Origin of the sequence: Enterobacter sp. K16B (genome assembly GCF_020216105.1) — a bacterium.
Taxonomy (GTDB): Bacteria; Pseudomonadota; Gammaproteobacteria; order Enterobacterales; family Enterobacteriaceae; genus Enterobacter; species Enterobacter sichuanensis.
The window spans coordinates 1-23409 of the sequence record NZ_JAIWJZ010000022.1 but is presented as its reverse complement, the minus strand read 5'-3'; the positions used below and the strand labels follow the sequence as shown (position 1 = coordinate 23409).

Annotated in this window: 22 protein-coding genes; 14 read left to right on the top strand and 8 right to left on the bottom strand. The window is 57.4% G+C overall.

Features of this window, described 5'->3' with window-relative positions:
• Positions 1-155 precede the first annotated feature (155 nt).
• Positions 156-944, top strand: a complete 789-nt coding sequence (ygiD, locus tag LDK53_RS05505; RefSeq protein WP_225284868.1) for a 4,5-DOPA dioxygenase extradiol — start codon at positions 156-158, stop codon at positions 942-944.
• Between the two features lie 84 nt (positions 945-1028).
• Here the strand turns inward: ygiD and LDK53_RS05500 are convergent, their stop codons facing one another.
• From LDK53_RS05500 to tolC, 3 genes are all read right to left on the bottom strand, one after another.
• Positions 1029-2189 (bottom strand): glutathionylspermidine synthase family protein, encoded by a 1161-nt coding sequence (locus LDK53_RS05500; protein ID WP_095451822.1) that lies wholly within the window; start codon positions 2187-2189, stop codon positions 1029-1031.
• Between the two features lie 2 nt (positions 2190-2191).
• The gene (locus LDK53_RS05495) at positions 2192-2857 is read right to left on the bottom strand and encodes a DUF1190 family protein (protein WP_025758515.1); all 666 of its coding nucleotides are present in this window, start codon (positions 2855-2857) and stop codon (positions 2192-2194) included.
• 194 nt (positions 2858-3051) lie between these two features.
• On the bottom strand, positions 3052-4539 hold the full coding sequence (gene tolC / locus LDK53_RS05490) for an outer membrane channel protein TolC (protein WP_225284866.1): 1488 nt from the start codon (positions 4537-4539) through the stop codon (positions 3052-3054).
• 205 nt (positions 4540-4744) lie between these two features.
• Here tolC and nudF point away from each other — a divergent pair, with 205 nt between their 5' ends.
• Genes nudF through parE form a run of 5 tightly spaced genes read left to right on the top strand, consistent with a single transcriptional unit; the run spans position 4745 to position 9153 of the window.
• On the top strand, positions 4745-5377 hold the full coding sequence (gene nudF / locus LDK53_RS05485) for an ADP-ribose diphosphatase (protein ID WP_025758512.1): 633 nt from the start codon (positions 4745-4747) through the stop codon (positions 5375-5377).
• Complete coding sequence (locus LDK53_RS05480; protein ID WP_003862516.1) at positions 5374-5796, top strand: DUF1249 family protein; 423 nt, start codon at positions 5374-5376, stop codon at positions 5794-5796. Before nudF ends, LDK53_RS05480 begins: the two co-directional genes overlap by 4 nt.
• 27 nt (positions 5797-5823) lie before the next feature.
• The gene (gene cpdA / locus LDK53_RS05475; RefSeq protein ID WP_225284862.1) at positions 5824-6651 is read left to right on the top strand and encodes a 3',5'-cyclic-AMP phosphodiesterase; all 828 of its coding nucleotides are present in this window, start codon (positions 5824-5826) and stop codon (positions 6649-6651) included.
• A complete protein-coding gene (gene yqiA, locus LDK53_RS05470; RefSeq protein ID WP_045285909.1) occupies positions 6651-7232 on the top strand; it encodes an esterase YqiA in 582 nt (193 codons plus the stop codon). The genes cpdA and yqiA overlap by 1 nt, the downstream gene beginning before the upstream one ends.
• Positions 7233-7260: 28 nt before the next feature.
• Positions 7261-9153, top strand: a complete 1893-nt coding sequence (parE, locus tag LDK53_RS05465; protein ID WP_025758507.1) for a DNA topoisomerase IV subunit B — start codon at positions 7261-7263, stop codon at positions 9151-9153.
• Between the two features lie 105 nt (positions 9154-9258).
• On the opposite strand, the gene LDK53_RS05460 is transcribed toward parE, so the two are convergent.
• Positions 9259-11400, bottom strand: coding sequence for a TonB-dependent siderophore receptor (locus tag LDK53_RS05460; RefSeq protein ID WP_225284861.1), 2142 nt, complete (start codon positions 11398-11400; stop codon positions 9259-9261).
• A gap of 385 nt (positions 11401-11785) precedes the next feature.
• Between LDK53_RS05460 and LDK53_RS05455 the strand changes: the two genes are divergently transcribed.
• Genes LDK53_RS05455 through LDK53_RS05435 form a run of 5 tightly spaced genes read left to right on the top strand, consistent with a single transcriptional unit; the run spans position 11786 to position 16456 of the window.
• The gene (locus LDK53_RS05455; RefSeq protein ID WP_208283109.1) at positions 11786-12595 is read left to right on the top strand and encodes an ABC transporter ATP-binding protein; all 810 of its coding nucleotides are present in this window, start codon (positions 11786-11788) and stop codon (positions 12593-12595) included.
• Positions 12592-13575 (top strand): FecCD family ABC transporter permease, encoded by a 984-nt coding sequence (locus LDK53_RS05450; RefSeq protein ID WP_225284860.1) that lies wholly within the window; start codon positions 12592-12594, stop codon positions 13573-13575. Before LDK53_RS05455 ends, LDK53_RS05450 begins: the two co-directional genes overlap by 4 nt.
• The gene (locus LDK53_RS05445; RefSeq protein WP_208283107.1) at positions 13572-14612 is read left to right on the top strand and encodes a FecCD family ABC transporter permease; all 1041 of its coding nucleotides are present in this window, start codon (positions 13572-13574) and stop codon (positions 14610-14612) included. Before LDK53_RS05450 ends, LDK53_RS05445 begins: the two co-directional genes overlap by 4 nt.
• A gap of 9 nt (positions 14613-14621) precedes the next feature.
• A complete protein-coding gene (locus tag LDK53_RS05440; RefSeq protein WP_225284856.1) occupies positions 14622-15572 on the top strand; it encodes an iron-siderophore ABC transporter substrate-binding protein in 951 nt (316 codons plus the stop codon).
• Complete coding sequence (locus LDK53_RS05435) at positions 15569-16456, top strand: MurR/RpiR family transcriptional regulator (RefSeq protein WP_047959473.1); 888 nt, start codon at positions 15569-15571, stop codon at positions 16454-16456. Before LDK53_RS05440 ends, LDK53_RS05435 begins: the two co-directional genes overlap by 4 nt.
• Before the next feature lie 96 nt (positions 16457-16552).
• On the opposite strand, the gene LDK53_RS05430 is transcribed toward LDK53_RS05435, so the two are convergent.
• The 4 genes from LDK53_RS05430 to qseB form a co-directional block, all read right to left on the bottom strand.
• A complete protein-coding gene (locus LDK53_RS05430) occupies positions 16553-16867 on the bottom strand; it encodes a putative quinol monooxygenase (protein ID WP_025758496.1) in 315 nt (104 codons plus the stop codon).
• A gap of 31 nt (positions 16868-16898) precedes the next feature.
• Positions 16899-17480, bottom strand: a complete 582-nt coding sequence (locus LDK53_RS05425; RefSeq protein WP_008502985.1) for an NAD(P)H-dependent oxidoreductase — start codon at positions 17478-17480, stop codon at positions 16899-16901.
• 105 nt (positions 17481-17585) lie between these two features.
• Positions 17586-18935 (bottom strand): quorum sensing histidine kinase QseC, encoded by a 1350-nt coding sequence (gene qseC / locus LDK53_RS05420; RefSeq protein WP_088244375.1) that lies wholly within the window; start codon positions 18933-18935, stop codon positions 17586-17588.
• On the bottom strand, positions 18932-19591 hold the full coding sequence (qseB, locus tag LDK53_RS05415; RefSeq protein ID WP_225284853.1) for a quorum sensing response regulator transcription factor QseB: 660 nt from the start codon (positions 19589-19591) through the stop codon (positions 18932-18934). Before qseB ends, qseC begins: the two co-directional genes overlap by 4 nt.
• 138 nt (positions 19592-19729) lie before the next feature.
• Here qseB and LDK53_RS05410 point away from each other — a divergent pair, with 138 nt between their 5' ends.
• The 3 genes from LDK53_RS05410 to plsC form a co-directional block, all read left to right on the top strand.
• Positions 19730-20131 (top strand): YgiW/YdeI family stress tolerance OB fold protein, encoded by a 402-nt coding sequence (locus tag LDK53_RS05410; RefSeq protein WP_025758490.1) that lies wholly within the window; start codon positions 19730-19732, stop codon positions 20129-20131.
• 118 nt (positions 20132-20249) lie between these two features.
• Positions 20250-22508, top strand: coding sequence for a DNA topoisomerase IV subunit A (parC, locus tag LDK53_RS05405; protein WP_045285901.1), 2259 nt, complete (start codon positions 20250-20252; stop codon positions 22506-22508).
• 164 nt (positions 22509-22672) lie between these two features.
• A partial coding sequence (plsC, locus tag LDK53_RS05400) for a 1-acylglycerol-3-phosphate O-acyltransferase (RefSeq protein ID WP_025758488.1) occupies positions 22673-23409 on the top strand: 737 nt, incomplete at its 3' end.

The following is a 23409-nucleotide window of genomic DNA, read 5'->3' as shown; positions in this document are numbered from 1 at the left end:
TTCACTACGCGTAAAGCGAGAGAGGGAACGCTGTTTTACACATTCCTTACATTCAAATTTCCTGATGATGATCTTCACGCTTATCAGCGTTCTTCCTGGCCCGATTGCGCGTAATGTAGCACCATTAAATTGACACCTTCTGTAAGGATATCACCATGACTACTTCCCGTATGCCAGCCCTGTTTTTAGGCCACGGTAGCCCCATGAACGTGCTGGAAGATAACGTCTATACCCGCGCATGGCATCATCTGGGCGAAACGTTGCCGCGTCCAAAAGCGATTGTGGTGGTGTCTGCACACTGGTTTACCCGTGGGACGGGCGTGACCGCCATGGAAACGCCAAAAACCATTCATGATTTCGGCGGCTTCCCGCAGGCGCTGTATGACACACATTATCCGGCCCCCGGCTCGCCTGAGCTGGCACAGAAGCTGGTTGATTTGCTGGCACCTGTCCCGGTCGCGCTGGATAAAGAAGCCTGGGGCTTTGACCATGGCTCGTGGGGCGTGCTGATCAAAATGTACCCTGATGCGGATATCCCGATGGTGCAGCTGAGCATCGACAGCACCAAACCGGCCGCCTGGCACATGGAGATGGGGCGCAAGCTGGCTTCGCTTCGTGATGAAGGCATCAGGCTGGTGGCGAGCGGCAACGTGGTGCATAACCTTCGCACGGCACGCTGGCACGGTGAAAATACCCCGTACCCGTGGGCAACATCGTTTAACGACTTTGTAAAAGCGAACCTGTCCTGGCAGGGCCCGGTGGAGGAGCATCCGCTGGTGAACTATCTGGATCACGAGGGCGGTTCGCTCTCTAACCCGACGCCGGAGCATTTCCTGCCGCTGCTGTACGTTCTTGGCGCATGGGATGGAGGAGAGCCGATTACGATCCCGGTCGACGGTATTGAGATGGGGAGTTTGAGTATGCTGTCGGTGCAGGTGGGGTAAAAAACATGCCGGGTGGCGGCTTCGCCTTACCCGGCCTTACATATCGAGCGTAGGCCCGGTAAGCGTAGCGCCACCGGGCGAGCCTTATTCGACGAAGATGTGCGGATAAAACCGTGACAGATCCTGCGTGATCAGCGCGCGATCTTCGCGGATGCCAATTCCGGCAGGTTGATCGTTGATGAGCCAGCTGCCAATCAGCGTATAACTGTCGCCAAATTTCGGCAGTTGATAGAACTCCTGGACGATCATCCCTTCTTCGCCGTAAGGTCCTTCAACCGCTTCCAGCGTTTTACCGTTTTCGATAATGGAGACGTTTGCCCCCTCGCGGGAGAAGATAGGCTTCACGACATATTTTTCCATTTGCGGGTAATCATCTTCCGCAAAGTAGGCCGGCAGCAGGTTCGGGTGGTTCGGGAACATCTCCCACAGCATCGGCAGCAGGGCTTTGTTGGAGATAATGCTCTTCCAGGCCGGTTCCAGCCAGCGTACACCCGCATCTTCCAGCTTGGTGGAGAACATTTCACGCAGCATGTATTCCCACGGGTAGAGTTTGAACAGGTTACTGATCACCTGGTCTTGCATGTCGGTAAACTGACCTTTCTCACCCAGGCCGATATCCTCGATATAGAGGAACTCGGTCGCCACTTCTGCTTCGGCCGCACAGTCCTGCAGATACTGAACCGTGCCACGGTCTTCTTCCGTGTCGCGGCAGCAGGCGAGATGCAGCAGGTTGAAGCCATGCTGTTCGCGCAGCTCGGCAAAACGCTCGATCAGCTTTTCCTGCAGGCTGTTGAACTGGTCGCTGCCTTCCGGCAGGTTTCCGGCGTTCATCTGGTCTTCCAGCCAGATCCACTGGAAGAACGCCGCTTCGTACAGGGAGGTCGGCGTATCGGCGTTGTTTTCCAGCAGCTTAGGTTCACCCACGCCGTCCCATGCCAGATCAAGACGAGAGTAAAGCGAAGGCTGATTCGTTTTCCACGACTGACGTACAAAGCCCCAGGTGTGCTTTGGAATGCGGAACTTTGCCATCAGCGCGTCGCTGTCGATAACCTTTTCCACGACCTTCAGGCACATCTGGTGCAGCTCGGCCGTCACCGCTTCCAGTTTTTCAACCTGGGCCAGCGACAGCCTGTAATAGGCGTCTTCACACCAGTACGGCTCACCGTACATGGTGTGGAAGTTAAAACCGTATTCGGTGGCTTTTTCGCGCCAGTCCGGGCGCTCGGTAATACTGACTCGTTCCATGATCAGCCGCCCATTGAGCGAGAAGAGGTGCCTGTCGCGCTACGCTGCATGCTGGTCTGTTTCGCCACAGACTCACCAAATCCGCCGCGGGTGATGGTGCTGGTGGTGGCCGGTTTCGGTGCCATTGCCGTTTTCGGTACGGTCACGGTGCGGCCTGGGGTAGCTGCGCCGTAGCCTTTGCCGCTGGCATCGGTGTATTGGCCGTAAGCCGGGCTGGCCGGGTTTTTCGAGCTAAACAGCGGCTGCTGCTGATAACCCGCACCGCCACCCATCAGGCGGCCCATCATGTAGCCAGCCATCAGCGGCATCCAGAAGCTGCCGCTGGACTGCGCCTGCGCCTGATTTTCTGGCGCCGTGCCCGCCTGAGCAGGCGTCTGCTGGCACTGTCCTTCACCGAACTCGGCCACGCAGTCTTCGCGTGAGGCATATTTCGGCGCGGTACGTTCCGCTTCTTTCAGGGCATTGGTGTAGGCCGTCTTACATTCGGCGGCTTTACCGGTTGCCGCAGAGCAGTCGTCTGCATTTTGATACAGCGAAACCGTTTCGTCGTTTTTCTCACAGCCTGCCAGCATAAAGACAGCGGTGACCGCCAGCGCAACAGGGGTGAGATGACGGGCGTTCCAGCTTTTGCGGAACGACGCGTGATTAATGGATTTTGTCCGTTTCATGTTTGTCTTCCAGGACCCAGTGGTAATAACGCTCAGGATAGAGGATGAGTGGTTGAAAATGAAGCGAAGAGGGGCGGAATCAGGGGGATCTTTACGTTGGCTTACGTTCAGGTGTGATTTTGCGCCAGGTGGCGCTGCGCTGACCCGGCCTACGATTCAGTAGGCCCGATAAGCGAAGCGCCATCGGGCAATGCTTAGTTACGGAACGGATTATTGCCTTTGCTGGCGGACGTCGTGGTACGCGCAGCGGCTGGCTGTGCAGCAGGCGCGCTGCTGTCAGCGTTGAAGTTATCAACCGCGGCTACCTGCTCCGGGTTCTCTGGTGCAACACTGTCCGGAGAAGTCGAGACCGGTTTGCCCAGCGCGCTGTTCAGCATCTGCAGATCCTGCTCGTTCAGCGTACCCAGAGCCTGTTTGATGTTCAGCTGGTTAATCAGGTACTGGTAACGAGCGCTGGAGAGCTGCTGTTTGGCGTTGTACAGCGTGGTGGTCGCGTCCAGCACGTCAACGATAGTACGTGTACCGACGGAGTAACCCGCTTCCATCGCATCCAGGGAGCTCTGTGCAGACACCACGGCCTGTTTATAGGCGTTGATGCTGCTGATCGACGCGTTCACGTTGTTGAAGGAAGAACGCACGGTCTGCACCACGTTGCGGTGCGCGCTTTCCAGCTGCTCGCTCGCGCCCACAAAGTTGTACTGCGCCTGTTTCACCTGAGAGTTGACCTGACCGCCCTGATACAGTGGCAGGGAGAAGCTCAGGCCAACCTGGTTCTCTCCATTATTTTTATCGTCATACGCTGAAGCGCTAGCTCCGTGGGTTTTGGAACCGCTATAGCTGGTATCCGATACACCGGTAGACGCGGTCAGGCTCAGGGTTGGCAGGTGGCCGTCCTGTGCCTGACGAATCTGCTCGCGGGCAAGGTCCTGGCTCAGACGCGCCTGCAGCAACGTCAGGTTGCGGTTTTCCGCCTCTTTCAACAGGGCGTTAACCGCCTGCGGTTTATCCGTTTTGAAGTTGTCCACGTTCAGGGAGGCCAGTTCCGGATAGTAATTCCCGGTGACCTGACGCAGGGATTCCAGCGCGTTATCGAGGTTGTTACGCGCGGTCACTTCGTTGGCCAGCACGGTGTCGTACTGTGAACGGGCGTTCTGCACGTCGGTGATCGCCACCAGACCCACGTTGAAACGCTGGGTGGTTTGATCTAACTGACGGTAAATGGCCTGTTTCTGCGCTTCGGTGTAGGAGAGCGCGTCGATCGCGCTCAGCACGTTAAAGTAAGCTGTGGCCGTGTTCAGGATCAGCGTTTGCTGGTCGGTCTGATAGGTCACATCCTGAATGCCCGCGCTCTTTTCCTGCAGGGTCAGGGCGCGCCATTTGGACATATCAAACAGCGTTTGTGTCAATTGCAGTGAGGCGCTGGTAGCATTGGAGTTAACGCCGTTAGCGTCGCGGAAACCGTTGCTGTAGGTATAATCTGCACCTAAGCCTAACTGCGGCAGCAGTGGGCTACGTGCTTCGTTAATCTTTTCAAACGCAGCATCACGATCGGCCGCTGATTTACGTAAATCAGGGTTGCCCAGACGTGCCTGCTGGTAGACCTGTAACAGGTTTTCCGCCTGGCTCATTGCACTGAAGCCCGTCAGGCTCAGGCCGATAAGGATGGGGAGCAATTTCTTCATTTGCATTCCTTGTTGTGAAGCAGTATTAGCGCTGATCTAATTAAAAAAATAATTGCCGATTCTAACAGAATCATCCACACCAAAAGGTTGGCGTTACGTGCCATCTGGCGGTAATTTGCACCAATCTACCATAGAGCCTTACAAACGGCAGCCAAACAGCCTTGAAATTCATCATTTCATCACTATTGCTACCAGGACCCGACTCATGCAAAAACCAGAAAAGTTGCCCGTGACATTCGCCAAAAACGATGTAGAAATTATTGCACGAGAAACGCTTTATAGCGGTTTTTTTTCGATGGAACTTTACCGTTTCCGGCATCGCCTGTTTAACGGTGAAATGAGCGGCGAAATCCGACGCGAAATTTTTGAGCGCGGCCATGCGGCAGTCTTGCTACCCTTTGACCCAGTGCGTGACGAAGTTGTACTGGTGGAGCAGATCCGCATCGCCGCTTATGACGTCAGTGAAAGCCCGTGGTTGCTGGAAATGGTGGCCGGGATGATCGAAGAAGGTGAGTCGGTCGAGGACGTCGCCCGGCGCGAGGCGCTGGAAGAGGCGGGGCTGGTGGTGGGCCGCACCAAACCGGTGTTGAGCTATCTGGCAAGCCCGGGGGGCACCAGCGAGCGCTTGTCCATTATGGTTGGCGAAGTGGACGCCACGACGGCGGAAGGGATCCACGGTCTGGCAGATGAAAACGAAGATATTCGGGTTCATGTGGTGAGCCGGGAACAGGCTTATCAGTGGGTAGAAGAGGGGAAAATCGACAACGCAGCGTCTGTCATCGCCCTGCAATGGCTACAGCTGCATTATCAGACATTACGAAACGAGTGGAAAAAATGAAGCGCTATACGCCTGACTTCCCAGAAATGATGCGCCTGTGCGAAACCAATTTCGCACAATTGCGCCGCCTGCTGCCGAGAAACGACGCACCCGGCGAAACGGTAAGCTATCAGGTGAGCAATGCGCAGTATCGGTTAACGATAACAGAATCAACGCGCTACACTACGCTGGTGGAGATTGAGCAAACGGCCCCCAGCATCAGTTACTGGAGCCTGCCGTCGATGACGGTGCGCCTCTATCACGACGCGATGGTCGCTGAAGTGTGTTCAAGTCAGCAGATCTTTCGTTTCAAGGCGCGGTATGATTATCCGAATAAAAAGTTGCATCAACGCGACGAAAAGCATCAAATTAACCAGTTTTTAGCCGACTGGCTAAGGTATTGTTTAGCACATGGAGCAATGGCGATTCCGGTTTGTTAGCGTCATAAACCTACCTAAGGACACCATTTGGAAAGCCTGTTGAACCTGACTGTTGCTGGTGGGGCGCCAGTCAGGATATTACAAATCACCGATACCCACCTTTTTGCCGAAAAGCATGAGACGCTGCTGGGGGTCAATACCTGGGAGAGTTATCAGGCGGTACTTAGCGCCATTCACGCTGAAAATCGTGCATGCGATCTGATTGTCGCAACCGGCGATCTGGCGCAGGATCAATCCTCCGCGGCCTACCAGCATTTCGCTGAAGGCATCGCGAGCTTTAGCGTGCCTTGCGTCTGGCTGCCTGGAAACCATGATTTCCAGCCGGCGATGTACAGTTCTCTTCAGGATGCGGGCATTTCTCCGGCGAAATGTGTTTTTGCGGGTGAACAGTGGCAGATCCTGCTGCTGGACAGTCAGGTATTCGGCGTTCCGCACGGTGAGTTAAGCGAGTTTCAACTCGACTGGCTGGAGACCAAACTGGCAGCTGAGCCTGAACGTCATACGCTGCTGTTGCTTCATCATCATCCTCTGCCGGCGGGGTGCAGCTGGCTCGATCAACACAGCCTGCGCAACTCTGCGGCGCTGGATCACCTACTGGCGAAGTTCCCGCGGGTAAAAAACCTGCTGTGCGGACATATTCATCAGGAACAGGATCTCGACTGGAATGGACGCCGTATGCTGGCGACGCCGTCGACCTGCGTGCAGTTTAAACCGCACTGCGCCAACTTTACGCTGGATACCATCGCACCAGGCTGGCGCTGGCTGGACCTGCATGCCGATGGCACGCTGACCACGGAAGTCTGTCGTCTGACCGGCGCAAAATTCCGCCCGGATACCGCTTCAGAAGGCTACTGATGTCTACGCTTCTTTATCTGCACGGATTCAACAGCTCGCCGCGCTCCGCAAAGGCGACACAGTTTCGCCACTGGCTGAGCGAGCATCACCCCGACGTTGAGATGATCATCCCGCAGCTGCCGCCCTATCCTGCGGAGGCCGCGGAGATGCTGGAATCTATTGTGCTTGAACACGGCGGCGAGTCATTCGGTGTGGTCGGCTCATCGCTGGGCGGGTACTACGCCACCTGGCTGTCGCAATGCTTCATGCTGCCGGCCGTTGTGGTCAATCCGGCGGTACGGCCATTTGAGCTGCTGCGGGACTTTCTTGGCGAAAACGAGAACCCCTACACCGGCCAGCAATATGTGCTAGAGTCACGCCATATTTACGATCTCAAAGTTATGCAGGTCGACCCGCTTGAAGCGCCGGATCTCATCTGGCTGCTGCAACAGACGGGAGATGAAGTGCTGGATTACCGCCAGGCAGTGGCGTATTACGCATCCTGCCGCCAGACTATAGAAGAGGGCGGAAATCATGCTTTCACGGGCTTTGAGAATCATTTCACCCAGATTGTCGATTTTCTTGGACTGCACAGCCACTGACAATCAATGCGAATTGCTAGTTTAAATCATGACGCAAACCTATAACGCAGATGCCATTGAGGTCCTCACCGGGCTAGAGCCGGTTCGCCGCCGCCCGGGGATGTACACCGATACGACGCGCCCAAACCATCTGGGCCAGGAAGTTATTGATAACAGTGTGGACGAAGCGCTGGCGGGTCATGCCAAACGCGTTGACGTCATCCTGCATGCCGATCAGTCGCTGGAAGTTATCGACGACGGGCGCGGCATGCCGGTGGATATCCACCCGGAAGAGGGGGTGCCTGCCGTCGAGCTGATCCTCTGTCGTCTGCATGCGGGCGGTAAATTCTCCAATAAAAACTACCAGTTCTCCGGTGGTCTGCACGGCGTGGGCATTTCCGTCGTCAACGCCCTGTCGAAACGCGTGGAAGTTAACGTTCGTCGCGACGGTCAGGTGTACAACATCGCGTTTGAGAACGGCGAGAAGGTGCAGGATCTGCAGGTTGTTGGCACGTGCGGTAAACGCAACACCGGCACCAGCGTCCACTTCTGGCCTGACGAAAGCTTCTTCGACAGCCCGCGTTTTTCTGTTTCCCGCCTGACGCACCTGCTGAAAGCCAAAGCGGTGCTTTGCCCTGGCGTGGAAATCACCTTCAAAGACCACGTTAACAACACCGAGCAGAGCTGGCATTACGAAGATGGCCTTAATGACTATCTGTGCGAAGCGGTAAACGGCCTGCCGACGCTGCCGGAAAAACCGTTCGTCGGTAATTTCACCGGTGACACCGAAGCGGTGGACTGGGCGCTGCTCTGGCTGCCGGAAGGTGGCGAGCTGCTGACCGAAAGCTACGTTAACCTGATCCCCACGATGCTCGGCGGGACCCACGTCAACGGCCTGCGTCAGGGTCTGCTGGATGCGATGCGCGAGTTCTGCGAATACCGCAATATCCTGCCGCGCGGCGTGAAGCTCTCGGCGGAAGATATCTGGGATCGCTGCGCCTATGTGCTCTCCGTGAAGATGCAGGATCCGCAGTTTGCCGGGCAGACCAAAGAGCGCCTCTCTTCACGTCAGTGCGCGGCCTTTGTCTCCGGCGTGGTGAAAGATGCGTTTACCCTGTGGCTGAACCAGAACGTGCAGGCGGCAGAGATGCTGGCCGAAATGGCCATCTCCAGCGCCCAGCGTCGTCTGCGTGCGGCCAAGAAAGTGGTGCGTAAAAAGCTGACCAGCGGCCCTGCGCTGCCGGGTAAGCTGGCGGACTGTACCGCGCAGGATCTCAACCGTACCGAACTGTTCCTCGTGGAAGGGGACTCGGCAGGGGGATCGGCCAAGCAGGCGCGCGATCGCGAATATCAGGCGATCATGCCGCTCAAGGGTAAGATCCTGAACACCTGGGAGGTCTCGTCTGATGAAGTGCTGGCCTCGCAGGAAGTGCACGATATCTCGGTGGCGATCGGCATCGATCCTGACAGTGACGATCTGAGCCAGCTGCGCTACGGCAAGATCTGTATCCTCGCGGATGCGGACTCCGATGGTCTGCACATCGCTACGCTGCTGTGCGCGCTGTTTGTGAAACACTTCCGTACGCTGGTGAAAAACGGTCATGTCTACGTGGCGCTGCCGCCGCTATACCGTATCGATCTCGGCAAAGAGGTGTACTACGCGCTGACGGAAGAAGAGAAAGCGGGCGTGCTGGAACAGCTTAAGCGTAAGAAGGGCAAGCCTAACGTACAGCGCTTTAAAGGGCTGGGCGAGATGAACCCGATGCAGCTGCGCGAAACGACGCTGGATCCGAACACCCGCCGTCTGGTACAGCTGACGATCAGCGACGAAGACGAACAGCAGACCAACGCCATGATGGATATGCTCCTTGCCAAGAAACGTTCGGAAGACCGTCGTAACTGGTTGCAGGAGAAAGGCGATATGGCGGATATTGAGGCCTGATGCTGAAAAAGCCCTGCGATGCAGGGCTTTTTTTTGCCCGGTGGCGCTGCGCTTACCGGGCCTACGATCAATCCCCTGAGGGTTAGGGAACACCCCGCACTGACATCAAAACTCCATCTTCACCGTAAACTGCACTTCGCGCGGGTCGCCTATCTGGTTACCCAGATTGTTGGTGGCGATAGATGAGGTGTAGTAAGTCTTATCAAACAAGTTCTTCACGTTGACCTGCAGCGTCACCGGATACTGCAGCTTCATCTTGTACGCCGCAAACGCATCCGCCACGAAATAGCCCGGCAGATAATAATCCGCCCCGTTGGTCGCTGAACGACGGCTCACGCCATGCCCGCCGCCGCCCAGCGTCAGGGTATTCCCGGCAAACGCATTATGAATATCGTAGGTCAGGAACAGGGAGCCGGTATGTCGCGGCACGTTCGGCAGCGGTTTGCCGGCATAGTCCGGATCTTCCAGCACTTTCGCGTCGGTATAGCCATAGCTGGCGATGATATTGGTGTTCTCGGTCAGCGACCCGGCAAGATCCACCTCCACGCCCTGAGAGCGCACGCGTCCCGCGGTTTTGGCGATGGTTTCCCCGCCAATGCTCTCGGTGTACAGCACGTTGCGCTTGTGAATATCAAACAGCGCGATATTGGCGGTAATCCCGTCGAACAGATCGAATTTTGCACCCACTTCATAGGCATTCGACGTTTCTGGTGGCAGGTCACCGATGTAGCTCGCAATCGACGACTGCGGCATAAATGTTTGTGAGTAGTTGGCAAACAGCGAGACGGATGGCGTGAGCTTGTAAACCAGCCCCAGCTTTGGCGTCCACTGCTCGTCGCGGCTGTCAGTGTTGACGTTGAACGGACGACCTTTGCCTGCGTACTGGGTGTAATACTGATAGCGCAGCCCGGCGACGGCGATCCAGTTGTCGGTCAGGTACAGGGCATCCTGCGCGTAGGCCGAGTAGCTCTCCTGCTTGAGCGTCTGATCGCTGTCGGACGCCGACACGGTGGTGCATTTGCCGAGTTTGCCATACGTCGGATGGTAGATATTGAAATCTTTCACGTTTTTACAGCGCATCATGTCCGTGCGCAGCAGATCGTAATTTTCATACGACACGCCGGTCAGGATCTCATTGTAAAAACCAGCAATATCCACATTCCCCTGCAGATCCGCGCGGGTGCTGTGCATGCGCTGGGTCGATCCCTGGGTGGCATCCACGCGGCGGGTCAGGTTGCCGGTTTTTGAATCATAGGCCATCACGCGGGCCTGATTATCGCTGTATTTATCCTGACTGTAGCTGTAGTCAAACTTTGCGGTCCACTGGCTGTTGAGACGATATTCCGCGTTGAGCTGGGCGAGGTCAGACTGCCCGTCGGTGATATTAAACGGCTCGTCAAAGCGGGTTTTACGATCCACGTTTACCGGCTGTTTGGTGTTGAGATCGAAGATCGTCCCGCGATCGAACGGCGTCTTATAGTCGCGATGGGAATAGAGCACGGTCACGGTGGCATCGTCACCAAACCAGGTGAGCGACGGAGCGATAAAGGTGCTGCGTTCGTTACCAAAATTACGCCAGTAATCCTCGTCCTGATATTCGCCCGTGAGGCGATACGCCAGCCGCGTGCCGTCAATCGGGCCGGTGACGTCAACCTGTCCGGTGCCGCCGCCAAAGCTGGAAGAAGTGGCAGAAATCGACCCGCCGAAGCGCTGTTCCGGGCGTTTGGTGACCACGTTAATCAGCCCGCCGGGATCGAGAATGCCATAAAGCGTTGAGGCCGGGCCTTTCAGCACTTCCACGCGCTCGGTTGCGGCATTGAAGCTGCGTGGCAGCACGGTGCGCAGACCGTTGGTCATGATCGAGCCGTCACGGTTCGCGCCAAACCCGCGGCGCACAAACGCATCCTGCGTGCCGCCCAGCGTGTTGGTTTGCACCACGTTGCTGACGTTGTAGAGCGCTTCATCCAGCGTGGTGGCGTGCTGATCCTGAAGCACCTTATCGCTGACGGTATTCACCACCTGCGGGATATCCAGCATCGGCATGTTGGTTAGCGTGGCGGTGGAGGTATTCAGCGGCTGGTAGCCATTCGTGGCGTCCGCCGTAGTAGTTGGATCGGCCGTGACGGTCAGCGTTTCGCCGTCTTTAGCCGTGGTGGTGTCTGCTGCCTGCACCAGCGGCGCCATAAACAGCAGTGAAAAGAGCGCGCGCCCTTTTACCCCAGAGAGTGAAGGTGTGAACGTAGCCATTACATCTGTTATCCCGAAATATTCCGCAAAAGACGTTTCGCGGAAGAATGTGTGAGTCATTGCCCCTTACGGTCTGCCCGTTAGCCAGAACTGGCATCGGACATGTAATTGAGAATCATTCAATCATGAGGGGATGTAGTAGTAAATGGGAAAAAGCATAAATCGACTACAGCAAGAAAGAAGGAGATAAAGCGTAACGGCGACAGAGTTAATTTATTGAAAATAAAGTTGATATAAAGCTCTCAGAGCTCGCTTGTTTGTCCGTTTTCCCCTGGTGTCTACAGGGTGTTTCTTCACTTGACTACTACAGGGCGCAGCGTCAAACTTCTCAAAAGAGAATGAGTTTTATTTTTATTTATTGGCTTTTCACTACGTTGGCGTTCACGTGGCTCACAACACAAACAAACCGGGACTGGTTCTGGAGAACCTCTCTGCGGGGTATCAGAAAAAAATCATCATTGATGGGCTCTCCCTTGCGATCCCTCAGCAGAAAATGACGGTGCTGGTAGGAGCGAACGGCTGCGGGAAATCCACGCTGTTGAGCACTATCGCGCGGCTGCTGCGGCCGCTTGGGGGGGCCGCGCTGCTGGACGGCAAAGCCATTCATGAGCAGCCGACCAAAGCGGTCGCCCGTCAGCTTGGCATTCTGCCGCAGTCCCCGCTGTTGCCGGAAGGGTTAACAGTTTTTGAACTGGTCTCGCGCGGGCGTTATCCCTGGCAAAACGTTATGCGCCAGTGGAGCGAAGAGGATGAACTGGCGGTGGAAGAGGCCCTGCGCCTGACCGGTACGGCAGCGTTTGCCCATATGCCGGTAGAAAGCCTGTCCGGCGGTCAGCGACAGCGCTGCTGGATCGCGATGGCGCTGGCGCAGCAAACGCCGTATATCCTGCTGGATGAACCCACCACCTTTCTCGATCTTCGCTACCAGGTGGAGATCCTCGAACTGCTACATACGCTGACGCGTGAGCACGGGCGTACCGTGCTGGTGGTGTTGCACGACCTTAACTTCGCCGTGAACTATGGCGATACGCTGGTCTTTTTACGCCAGGGAAAGGTGGAGGGGGTATTGCATGAGGGGGACGTTTGTACGCCAGAACTTATTAAAGCGGTGTTCGATGTCGACGTGCATATGTCCATCAACCCGTTGACCGGCAAACCGTTCTTTATGCCGTTTCGCCAGGTCGCTGAAAAATGATCCGCACCTCTCTGGCGTTTATCCTTTTTGCCTTACTGCTGACGGCGGGCGCGATTGCCCATCTGGGAACTGGCGCGCGCGTTATTCCGCCCTGGACAGTGGCTCAGGCCTTTTTCGCTTTCGACCCGCACAATTTCGACCATAACATCATCATCAGGCTGCGCCTGTTACGCCTGATGGCGGCCACGATCGTTGGCGCGGCGCTGGGCGTGGCGGGGGTATTATTACAGTCGGTCATCCGCAACACGCTGGCTGAGCCGCATATTCTCGGGCTCAATGCCGGGGCGGCGCTGGCGGTGGTGCTGACGAGCGCGCTGGGCCTGACCCTGCCAGTGGGGCAGCCGCTTGTTGCCGCTGCCGGTGCCGCCACGCTGTTTTTGCTGGTACTGGTGTTCTCCTCTTCCGGGCGGACCGGACTCACGCCGATGAAAGTCACCCTGTGCGGCGTCGCGATGTCGGCCTTTGCCTCGTCAGTGACCGCCGCCGTGCTGATTTTGGACGAACAAACGCTGCTCTCCCTGCGCACCTGGCTGGCGGGTGATGTCGCCGGGGTCAATGTACAGACGCTGCAGAGCGCCCTGTGGGCCGCCACCGCCGGTTTTGTTCTCGCTCTTGCGCTGTCGCCTTCGCTCAATATGCTGGCGCTTGGCGACAACATGGCGCAGGGGCTTGGCGTATCGCTGCTGAAAACCCGTCTGCTCGCTCTGCTGGCTATCGCGCTGCTCTGCGGCGCGGCCGTCTCCATTGCCGGACCGATTGGCTTTATTGGCCTTGTGGTGCCGCAGCTCATTCGCCGTCTGGTGTCGGTCGATCTGCGGGTGATGGTGCCGCTGTCTGCGCTGTGCGGCGCGCTGGTTCTGCTGCTGGCGGATATTGCGGCCCGGACGCTGTTTACGCCCTGGGAGCTGGCAACCGGCATCATGACTGCCCTGGTTGGCGCCCCCGTCTTTATCTTCATGGCGTCGAGGATGTTTAAATGAACCGCGCCGGACTGCGTGCGTTGCGCGTTGGCACCTTCTCGGCGCTGGTTCGTCCAAAGGCGCTGGCGTGTCTTGCCATCCTGACGCTGGCCGCCTGCCTGCTGACCGGTTTTGGCCTGACGCACGGTTCCCTGCCTATTCCCAGCTCCGCCATCGGACGCGCGCTGTTTATGCCTGAAAGTCTGACGACAGAGACGCGCTACATCGTGATGGACATCCGTCTGCCGCGTCTGCTGATGGCGATCCTGTGCGGCGCAATGCTCGGCATGGCAGGGGCGGCCATGCAGTCCATCACCCGCAATGGCCTGGCCGATCCGGGACTGATCGGCGTGAAAGAGGGCTGTAGCGCAGCGGTACTGCTGCTGATTTTTCAGTTCCCGGCGCTGAGCCTGGCGTGGCGTCCGCTGGTCGGGATGGCCGGGGGGCTGCTCACCGCGCTGCTGGTGATAGCCCTGGCGCGGGATATCTCGCGCCCGCGATTTATTCTGATCGGTATTGGCGTGTCGTGGGCCTTTGCCGCGGCAATGGGGGTTTTTATCACCACCGCTGACGTGCGCGACGTGCAGACGGCGATGCTGTGGCTGGCGGGAAGCCTGCATGCGGCAAACTGGACGCTGGTGGGGCTGGCCGCGCTCTGGACTGTCCCCGCGTTTGCGCTGCTGCTGTTTACCGCCCGTGCCGCGGACGTGGCGTTGCTCGGCAACCAGACGGCAACGGGCCTTGGGATTCGTACCACCCGGCTGGCGCTGCTGCGGGTTCTTGCCCCGGTGGTGCTGACGGCGGCCTGCGTCTCCTGCGTGGGCAGTATTGGCTTCGTGGGGCTGATTGCCCCGCACATGGCGCGCCTGCTGCTGCGCGGTGGTCAAACCGCGCTCCTGACGGGCAGTGCCGTGCTGGGAGCGCTGCTGGTGCTGCTGGCGGATAACATTGGACGGCTGGCATTCCTCCCGCTGCAGCTCCCGGCGGGCATTGTCATTTCATTAATTGGCGGACCGTTTTTCCTGCTGCTGCTCTGGCAGCGCCGGGACAGATTTTAGAGGACGATAATGCGCGTACTTTTTTCGATGCTGTTGCTGGTGGGGTTTGCAGTGAGTGCGGCGGAGCCGACTCAAACATTTACCGACGATTTGGGACGTAAGGTTGTTGTGCCGCTTCACCCAAAGCGGATCGTCTCGCTGCATGATCTGGATATCACCATTCCGCTGATTGAGCTTGGCGTGCTACCGGTCGCAAGCCATGGCCGCACGCGCCCGGACGGTAGCCACTTTCTGCGCTCCAGCGGTATGTTAACGGGTGTCGATTTCGATAACTCCGACATCAAATTTATCGGCACGGCCGATATCGACATTGAAGCCATTGCCGCCGCCAAACCTGACCTGATCATTACCGAGCCAACCCGTAATACGCCGGTGGAACAGCTTGCGAAAATTGCCCCGACGGTGAGCATCGATCACCTCGACGGCGGTGCGCCGGAAATCTACCGCAAGCTGGCGCAGCTTACCGGTACGCAGGCGCGGCTGAAAATCCTGGAGCGCCGTTATCAGGAACAAATCAAAGCGCTGAAGGCAACCCTCGACACCCGCCATATCACCGTGTCGGTCATTCAGGCCAACCAGGGGAAAATTAACGCCATGCACAGCTACCACTCGCTTGGACGCGTGCTGCGCGACGCAGGATTCACATTCCCGCCGTTGATTGAGAGCATCCCGGACGGAGGGCGCATTGACGTCAGCGCCGAGCGCCTGCCGGAGCTGGATGCCGATTTTGTCTTTGCTACCTGGCGCGGGGACACCGGCGGAAAACCGCAGGATGAGCTGGCGGCAATGGATGCCGTGATGCCGGGCTGGTGCCAGTTCCTGAACGCCTGCCGGACCGGACACTACGTGCTGATCTCGCGCGAGGAGGCCATCTCGAATTCGTTCGCCTCGTTAGGGCTGATGGCCGCGCAGGTACAGTCGCAGATTGCCGGGCGTCCGCTGCCGGAGGCATCACGGTGATCCGCAAAGAGAAAGGTCGCGTGGATGTTTATGGCGAACGTTTTCGCGCGCGGGCGCATCAGCTGACGCCGCGTCTGCTGCAGGTCGCCCGCTATATTCATGACAATCGCGAAGCGGTGATGGAGCAGACGGCAATGGAGATCGCCACGCAGCTTAAAACGTCAGACGCCACGGTGGTCCGCGCGATCCAGGCGCTGGGCTTTGCCGGACTGCGCGATCTCAAGCAGACCCTGGAGCAGTGGTTTGGTCCGGTGGTGACCTCGAGCGAAAAAATCTCCTCTACGGTCAATACGCTCACCAGCGACGTGAATGCGAGTATCGATTTTGTGCTGGAAGGGCACCAGCACACCTGCGAGGTGTTGTCGCAACCGCACAACCGCTACGCGATGGCCCAGGCGGTCTCACTGCTGGCACAGGCGAGGCAGGTCGCCCTGTTTGGGATTGGCGCCTCCGGCATTCTGGCTGAGTACACCGCCAGGTTGTTCAGCCGGATGGGGCTGCCCGCCACGCCGCTTAATCGCACCGGGATAGGCCTTGCTGAACAGCTGATAGCGCTTCAGCGCGGTGACGTGCTGGTGATGATGGCGCAGAAATCCGCGCACCGGGAAGGGCAAACAACGCTGCGTGAAGCGAAACGTCTGGGCATCCCCACCATTTTGCTGACCAACGCGCTGGACTCACGTTTCAGTAAAGAGGCAAGCGTAGTGATCCACGTCCCGCGCGGCGGTGAAAAGGGTAAAATTCCGCTCCATGGCACGGTGCTGCTGTGTCTGGAGATGCTCATTTTATCCGTCGCCGCCACCGAGCCGCAGCGCACCATCAGGTCCATGAAGCGCATTAACGAGCTACACCGTGGGTTAAAACCGGGGAAGAAAAGCAGCTAAAAACAACAAAGCCCGGTGGCGCTGGCGCTTACCGGGCCTACGGTTCAGGTTTTGTAGGCCGGGTAAACGCAGTGCCACCTGGCAAATTCCACAAATTTAAACCCCTTGCTCCAGAATGCGGATGTGGGTTTCCAGCACGTCACCTTTCACGGCATCACTCCACGCTTTCATGTGCGCGGTCTGCAGATGCGCTTCAAGGTGCGCGACGGTTTCCCACTGCTCAACCATGATGATCGAGTCCGGTGCGGTCGCCTGGAAGCTGGCGTGAGTGGCGGCATCCACCATCGGCGCGTAGCCGTGGCAGCCTTCTTCTTTCAGTACGGTCGGGATAATTTTCGCGAACTGATCCAGCACCGCCTGGCGGTGATGTTGACCTGGACGAGTACGGATTTCTGCAATAACGGTAAGCATTGTGACTACTCCTTTAATTCCAGGTTACCAGTTAAGCAAAAATTTCCGCGAGATGCTTGCGATATTCTGCGATATAGCGCGGGACATCAGGCATTTTAATCACGTCGTTGACGATAAAGGTCGGCAGCGGATCCATGCCCAGGAACTGGTTAGCCTTGTGGAACGGCAGGTACGCGCCGTCAACGCCCACCCCTTCGAAGAACTGATCTTTCTCGGTAAAAGCTTCCAGCGGGGCGTTCCAGGTGAGCGACAGCATATATTTTTTGCCCTGAATCAGGCCGCCGGAACCGTATTTTTTAGACGCATCTGAGCGGGTGCGGCCGTCGCTGGCATACAGCGAGCCGTGACCTTCAGTGAAGACATCGTCCATGTATTTTTTCACGGTCCACGGTGCGCCCATCCACCAGCCAGGCATCTGCCAGATCACCACGTCAGCCCACAGGAAGTTCTGCACTTCGGCTTTCACATCGTAATCGCTGTCCGCGCGCACGACCTTAACATCATGCCCGGCGTCGCGCAGGAAACCGTCCGCGACCTCGGTCAGGGTGTCATTCAGCTGGCCTTTCGAGTGCGCGAACTCTTTCGCGCCGTTGATAATCAGAATGTTGCTCATTATTTGTCCTCGTCGATGAGAGTATGGCGAGTATTCTACGCGCGAGGGCGGGACGGTAAAATGAGCAAAATGTGCAAAGTCTTTTGCATTAAACGCAATAATATCCTACCAGCTGACCCTGACTTCCAGGCCCCCTTCCGGCGCATTGTTCAGCGAGACACGCAGTCCATGTAGCGCAGCAATACGTTTCACAATGGATAAGCCCAGCCCGCTGCCCGTAGCATCCTGGCCGGGCGGGCGATAAAACCGCTCGCCGATACGCGCCAGCGCCTCGGGGGAAATACCCGGGCCGTTGTCGCGCACGGTGAAGCTCCGGGTATCCAGCGTCACGTCCACCACGCTGCCGCGCGGGCTGTAGCGAATCGCGTTATCCAGCAGGTTACGTACCAGCAGGCTCATCAGCAGTGGCTGACCCGTGCGTGTCACCTCCGGGGCATGAATGTTCAGGCGAATATCCGTGCCCGCCTGCTGAGCCGGATGCCAGATATCCAGCACCGCTGACTGCAGTAAATCGGCCATCGTGATGGGTTCGACATCTTCCAGATTGTCCAGCGAATCCAGACGCGAGAGCGTAAGAAGCTGATCCACCAGCCGGGAGGCGCGGTCGATCCCCGCATGAAGCTGCGAAAGTGCTTTTTCCTGCGCCTGCGGGTCATCCAGAGAGAGTTGCGCCACGTCAGTTTGCACTTTCAGGGCCGCCAGTGGGCTGCGCAGCTCGTGAGCGGCATCGGAGGTAAAACGACGCTCGCGGATCATCATCTCCTGGGTACGTGCGAAGAGATGATTCAGCGCGTCAAGCAGGGGGCGCACTTCCGCAGGGACACCCTGCGTCGGCAGAGTATCGGTGGCATCCGGCGAGCGGGCGCGCAGGGTCTGGGCCAGCTTTTTCAGCGGCTTCAGTTCCCGGCTCAGGAGGACAATCAGCAACAGCAGCATCACCGGCAGCGCCACCAGCCAGGGCGTGAGCTGTGAACTGACCACGTCCAGCGCCATCTCCTGGCGGTACTCCCACTCCTGGCCGATCACCACGCGGTATTTCCCGTCGGGTGACGTCAGCCATAAGAAACGCCATTCATCGTTATCGTCTTTAAGCCTTCCGTTATCAAACCCGTCGCGACGATAGTGATACGGGATATCGCGCCCGTTTTCGCCGTCGTTGAGGATCATTTTGCCGTCGACGGCATAAATGGCGAAAGCCAGCGCGTCGTCATCCAGACGACCATGTTTCACTTTTTTCGGGATCTCGCGCATGCGCTCAGGGGCACGGATCTCGTCCAGATCCATCGTCAGCAGCCGTTTGGCGAACAGCATCTGCTGGGTATCAAACAGCTTATCCAGCTTGTGGGTCGTCTGCTGCCAGGCCACCAGACTGGCGGCAAACCATGCTGTCAGGGAGAGCGCTAAAAAGAGGAGCGTCAGGCGCAGCTTCAGGCTCAGGCGTTGCGTCAGTTTCATGCGTCACCCAGGGTATAGCCGATGCCGTGCACGGTGCGGATAAACTCGCTGCCAAGCTTGCGGCGCAGATGGTGGACATGGACTTCCACCGCATTGCTGGAGACGTCGTCGTCCCAGGTGTAGAGCTTCTCTTCGATCGCTTTGCGCGGCAGCACGCGGCCGGCATTGCGCATCAGCAGCTCCAGCAGGGCGAACTCTTTGGGCTTGAGCGTCAGCGTTTCCCCCTCCAGCGTGGCGACGAGGCTTGTCGGGTCGAGAGTGACCTTTCCGTGGCGCAGCTCGCTGCGCGTCTGGCCGTGGCTGCGGCGGACCAGCGCTTCGAGGCGGACCCCCACTTCGATCAGCGCGAACGGCTTACAGAGATAATCATCCGCGCCCAGGCGCAACCCTTCGACGCGCTGGTTAAGCGCATCCCGCGCGGTCAGGATCAATACCGGTTCGCTGCGGCCGCTTTCTCGCCATGCGCGCAGGATCTGAAGACCGTCGATTTCCGGCAACGTCAGGTCCAGCACCACGGCATCGTAAGGTGCAGAGTAGAGTGCGGCCTGGCCGGTTTTTCCATCGGTAAACCAGTCCACGCTAAAGCCCATTTTGCTTAAGCCCGTTTTGATGCCGTCGCCAATGAGCTTGTCGTCTTCTACCAGTAAAATGCGCATATTCCCTCCTTGATGCCGTCAGTAAACCCTCTGAATCCGCCTGCTGTACAGTAAAAATAAATAAATTTTCCCCTTAAGAAGTTGTTAAGGATTACCCTGTTAAATGGTTTGCGAAACCAGATTAAAGGGAGAGTTAATATGAAAAAATTCGCTGCGATTGCTGCCATCATGATGATGACCACTGCCCCTGTTTTTGCTGCCCAGGGCGGATTTAACGGCCCGTCAGCCACGCAAACTCAGACTCACGCGCAGACAGGCGGGTTTGTTGATAATGACGCGAACCTCACCACCGCGGTGAAGGTTAAAGAGATGAAAGATGACAGCTGGGTGAAGCTGCGCGGGAACATTACCCAGCGTCTGTCCGACGACCGCTACACCTTCCGCGATGAGACCGGCACGGTAAATGTGGAGATTGACCACAAGCGCTGGAACGGCGTGACCGTCACCCCGCAGGATAAAGTTGAAATCCAGGGCAAGGTCGATAAAGAGTGGAACGATTTTGAAATCGACGTGAAGCAGATCATTAAGCTGAACAAATAACCCGGAAAGGGCCGCCTGAGCGGCCCTTTTTCTTTGTGACTCAACTCGTCAGATAGGGTAGTATCTGCGGCAATATTGCCTGAAACCCATCGGTTTCTGAGTTGAGGAATCACACGTAATGAGCGATATGGCAGAGCGCCTCGCGCTACATGAATTCACGGAAAACGCCTACCTGAACTACTCCATGTACGTCATCATGGACAGGGCGTTGCCGTTTATCGGGGATGGCCTGAAGCCCGTACAGCGCCGCATCGTGTATGCGATGTCCGAACTGGGGCTGAATGCTACCGCCAAGTTCAAGAAATCCGCCCGTACCGTCGGTGACGTACTGGGTAAATACCATCCGCACGGTGACAGCGCCTGTTATGAAGCGATGGTGCTGATGGCCCAGCCGTTCTCGTACCGCTATCCGCTGGTGGATGGTCAGGGGAACTGGGGGGCGCCGGACGATCCGAAATCCTTCGCGGCGATGCGTTATACCGAATCCCGTCTGTCTAAATATGCCGAAGTGCTGCTGGGCGAGTTGGGGCAGGGCACCGTTGACTGGGTGCCAAACTTCGACGGTACGCTGCAGGAGCCGAAGATGCTGCCTGCGCGTCTGCCGAACATCCTGCTGAACGGGACCACCGGTATCGCCGTTGGTATGGCGACGGACATTCCGCCGCACAACCTGCGTGAAGTGGCGAATGCCGCCATCACCCTGATTGAGCAACCGAAAACCTCGCTGGATGAGCTGCTGGATATCGTGCAGGGGCCGGACTTCCCGACCGAAGCCGAGATCATCACCTCACGCGCGGAAATCCGTAAAATTTACCAGAACGGTCGCGGCTCCGTGCGCATGCGCGCGGTGTGGACCAAAGAGGACGGCGCCGTGGTGATCACCGCGCTGCCGCATCAGGTCTCCGGCGCTAAAGTGCTGGAGCAGATCGCCGCCCAGATGCGCAACAAAAAGCTGCCGATGGTGGATGACCTGCGCGACGAGTCCGACCACGAAAACCCGACCCGTCTGGTGATTGTGCCGCGCTCTAACCGTGTGGACATGGAGCAGGTGATGAACCACCTGTTTGCCACCACCGATCTGGAAAAAAGCTACCGCATCAACCTGAACATGATTGGCCTCGACGGACGCCCGGCGGTGAAAAACCTGCTGGAGATCCTCACCGAATGGCTGACGTTCCGCCGCGATACGGTTCGCCGTCGTCTGAACCATCGTCTGGAGAAAGTGCTTAAGCGCCTGCATATCCTCGAAGGTTTGCTGGTGGCGTTTCTCAATATCGACGAGGTGATTGAGATCATCCGTACCGAGGACGAGCCGAAGCCTGCACTGATGTCGCGTTTTGGCATCAGCGAAACCCAGGCCGAAGCGATCCTCGAACTGAAGCTGCGCCATCTCGCCAGACTGGAAGAGATGAAGATCCGCGGTGAGCAGAACGAGCTGGAAAAAGAGCGCGATCAGCTGCAGGCGATCCTCGCGTCCGAACGCAAGATGAATACCCTGCTGAAAAAAGAGCTGCAGGCCGATGCCGACGCGTTTGGTGACGACCGCCGTTCTCCGCTGCACGAGCGCGAAGAAGCGAAGGCGATGAACGAGCACGACATGCAGCCGTCCGAGCCGGTGACCATTGTCCTGTCGCAGAGCGGCTGGGTGCGCAGCGCCAAGGGGCACGATATCGACGCGCCGGGGCTCAGCTACAAGGCGGGCGACAGCTTCAAAGCGGCGGTGAAAGGTAAGAGCAACCAGCCGGTGGCGTTTATCGACTCCACCGGTCGCAGCTACGCCATCGACCCGATTACGCTGCCATCCGCGCGCGGGCAGGGCGAACCGCTGACCGGTAAGCTGACGCTGCCGCCGGGGGCGACGGTTGACCATATGCTGATGGAAGCCGATGACCAGAAACTGCTGCTGGCCTCTGATGCGGGTTACGGCTTTATCTGTACCTTTAACGATCTGGTCTCGCGTAACCGTGCCGGTAAGGCGCTGATTAGCCTGCCGGACAACGCTCACGTGATGCCGCCGCTGGTGATCGAGAACGAAAGCGACATGCTGCTGGCGATCACCACCGCCGGACGTATGCTGATGTTCCCGGTCAGCGATCTGCCGGAGCTGTCAAAAGGCAAGGGCAACAAGATCATCAACATCCCGTCGGCGGAAGCCGCGAAAGGCGAAGATGGCCTGGCGCACCTCTTCCTTCTGCCGCCGCAGAGCACGCTGACCATCCATGTCGGCAAGCGTAAAATCAAACTTCGTCCGGAAGAGCTGCAGAAAGTGGTGGGTGAGCGCGGTCGCCGCGGCTCGCTGATGCGCGGCCTGCAGCGTATCGACCGCGTGGAGATTGACTCTCCTGCACGCAGCTCCGCGGGTGACAGCGAAGAGTGATGTCGTGATATCCCCCCTCTGTCCGGAGGGGGAATTTCAATAAAATTTCCCGTAAAATCGTTGTTAATTCGTGCGTTGCGATTAACAATACGCGCTCGTAATAAAGTCCTTACCTGGCCACAGGTGAAGTATAATTGTCAGCTGTCAGGGCTTCAGAGGTCGCTATGCTATACATTGTTCGTCTCATTCTTACCGTTATCTACTGCATTCTGGTCTGTGTTTTCGGCTCTGTTTATTGCCTGTTCAGCCCGCGTAATCCGAAGCATGTTGCCACTTTTGGTCATATGTTCGGTCGTCTGGCGCCACTGTTCGGTCTGAAGGTTGAAAAACGTCTGCCTGAAGGGGCGGAGAATTTCGGTAACGCCATCTATATCGCTAACCATCAGAACAACTACGATATGGTGACGGCCTCCAATATTGTCCTTCCGCCGACCGTGACGGTGGGGAAAAAAAGCCTGCTGTGGATCCCGTTTTTCGGTCAGCTGTACTGGCTTACCGGCAACCTGCTGATCGATCGTAATAACCGTGCAAAAGCGCACAGCACTATTGCGGAAGTGGTGAACCATTTTAAAAAGCGCAAAATCTCAATCTGGATGTTCCCGGAAGGAACGCGCAGCCGCGGCCGTGGCCTGCTGCCGTTTAAAACCGGGGCGTTTCATGCCGCAATTGCGGCAGGTGTTCCAATTATTCCTGTGTGCGTTTCCAATACTTCTAATAAGATTAATCTTAACCGCCTGAATAACGGGCTGGTGATTGTCGAGATGTTGCCACCCGTTGATACCAGCAAATACGGTAAAGATCAGGTGCGCGAGCTGGCAGCACACTGCCGCGAGCTGATGGCTCAGCATATTGCGCTGCTCGACAAAGAAGTCGCAGAGAGAGAAGCCGCCGGTAAGATTTA

Excerpts from the sequence above, each read along its gene's own strand:
- ygiD (WP_225284868.1), top strand. The coding sequence starts at position 156 with ATGACTACTTCCCGTATGCCAGCCCTGTTTTTAGGCCACGGTAGCCCC.
- LDK53_RS05500 (WP_095451822.1), bottom strand. The coding sequence starts at position 2,189 with ATGGAACGAGTCAGTATTACCGAGCGCCCGGACTGGCGCGAAAAAGCC.
- LDK53_RS05495 (WP_025758515.1), bottom strand. The coding sequence starts at position 2,857 with ATGAAACGGACAAAATCCATTAATCACGCGTCGTTCCGCAAAAGCTGG.
- tolC (WP_225284866.1), bottom strand. The coding sequence starts at position 4,539 with ATGAAGAAATTGCTCCCCATCCTTATCGGCCTGAGCCTGACGGGCTTC.
- nudF (WP_025758512.1), top strand. The coding sequence starts at position 4,745 with ATGCAAAAACCAGAAAAGTTGCCCGTGACATTCGCCAAAAACGATGTA.
- LDK53_RS05480 (WP_003862516.1), top strand. The coding sequence starts at position 5,374 with ATGAAGCGCTATACGCCTGACTTCCCAGAAATGATGCGCCTGTGCGAA.
- yqiA (WP_045285909.1), top strand. The coding sequence starts at position 6,651 with ATGTCTACGCTTCTTTATCTGCACGGATTCAACAGCTCGCCGCGCTCC.
- parE (WP_025758507.1), top strand. The coding sequence starts at position 7,261 with ATGACGCAAACCTATAACGCAGATGCCATTGAGGTCCTCACCGGGCTA.
- LDK53_RS05460 (WP_225284861.1), bottom strand. The coding sequence starts at position 11,400 with ATGGCTACGTTCACACCTTCACTCTCTGGGGTAAAAGGGCGCGCGCTC.
- LDK53_RS05450 (WP_225284860.1), top strand. The coding sequence starts at position 12,592 with ATGATCCGCACCTCTCTGGCGTTTATCCTTTTTGCCTTACTGCTGACG.
- LDK53_RS05445 (WP_208283107.1), top strand. The coding sequence starts at position 13,572 with ATGAACCGCGCCGGACTGCGTGCGTTGCGCGTTGGCACCTTCTCGGCG.
- LDK53_RS05440 (WP_225284856.1), top strand. The coding sequence starts at position 14,622 with ATGCGCGTACTTTTTTCGATGCTGTTGCTGGTGGGGTTTGCAGTGAGT.
- LDK53_RS05430 (WP_025758496.1), bottom strand. The coding sequence starts at position 16,867 with ATGCTTACCGTTATTGCAGAAATCCGTACTCGTCCAGGTCAACATCAC.
- LDK53_RS05425 (WP_008502985.1), bottom strand. The coding sequence starts at position 17,480 with ATGAGCAACATTCTGATTATCAACGGCGCGAAAGAGTTCGCGCACTCG.
- qseC (WP_088244375.1), bottom strand. The coding sequence starts at position 18,935 with ATGAAACTGACGCAACGCCTGAGCCTGAAGCTGCGCCTGACGCTCCTC.
- qseB (WP_225284853.1), bottom strand. The coding sequence starts at position 19,591 with ATGCGCATTTTACTGGTAGAAGACGACAAGCTCATTGGCGACGGCATC.
- LDK53_RS05410 (WP_025758490.1), top strand. The coding sequence starts at position 19,730 with ATGAAAAAATTCGCTGCGATTGCTGCCATCATGATGATGACCACTGCC.
- parC (WP_045285901.1), top strand. The coding sequence starts at position 20,250 with ATGAGCGATATGGCAGAGCGCCTCGCGCTACATGAATTCACGGAAAAC.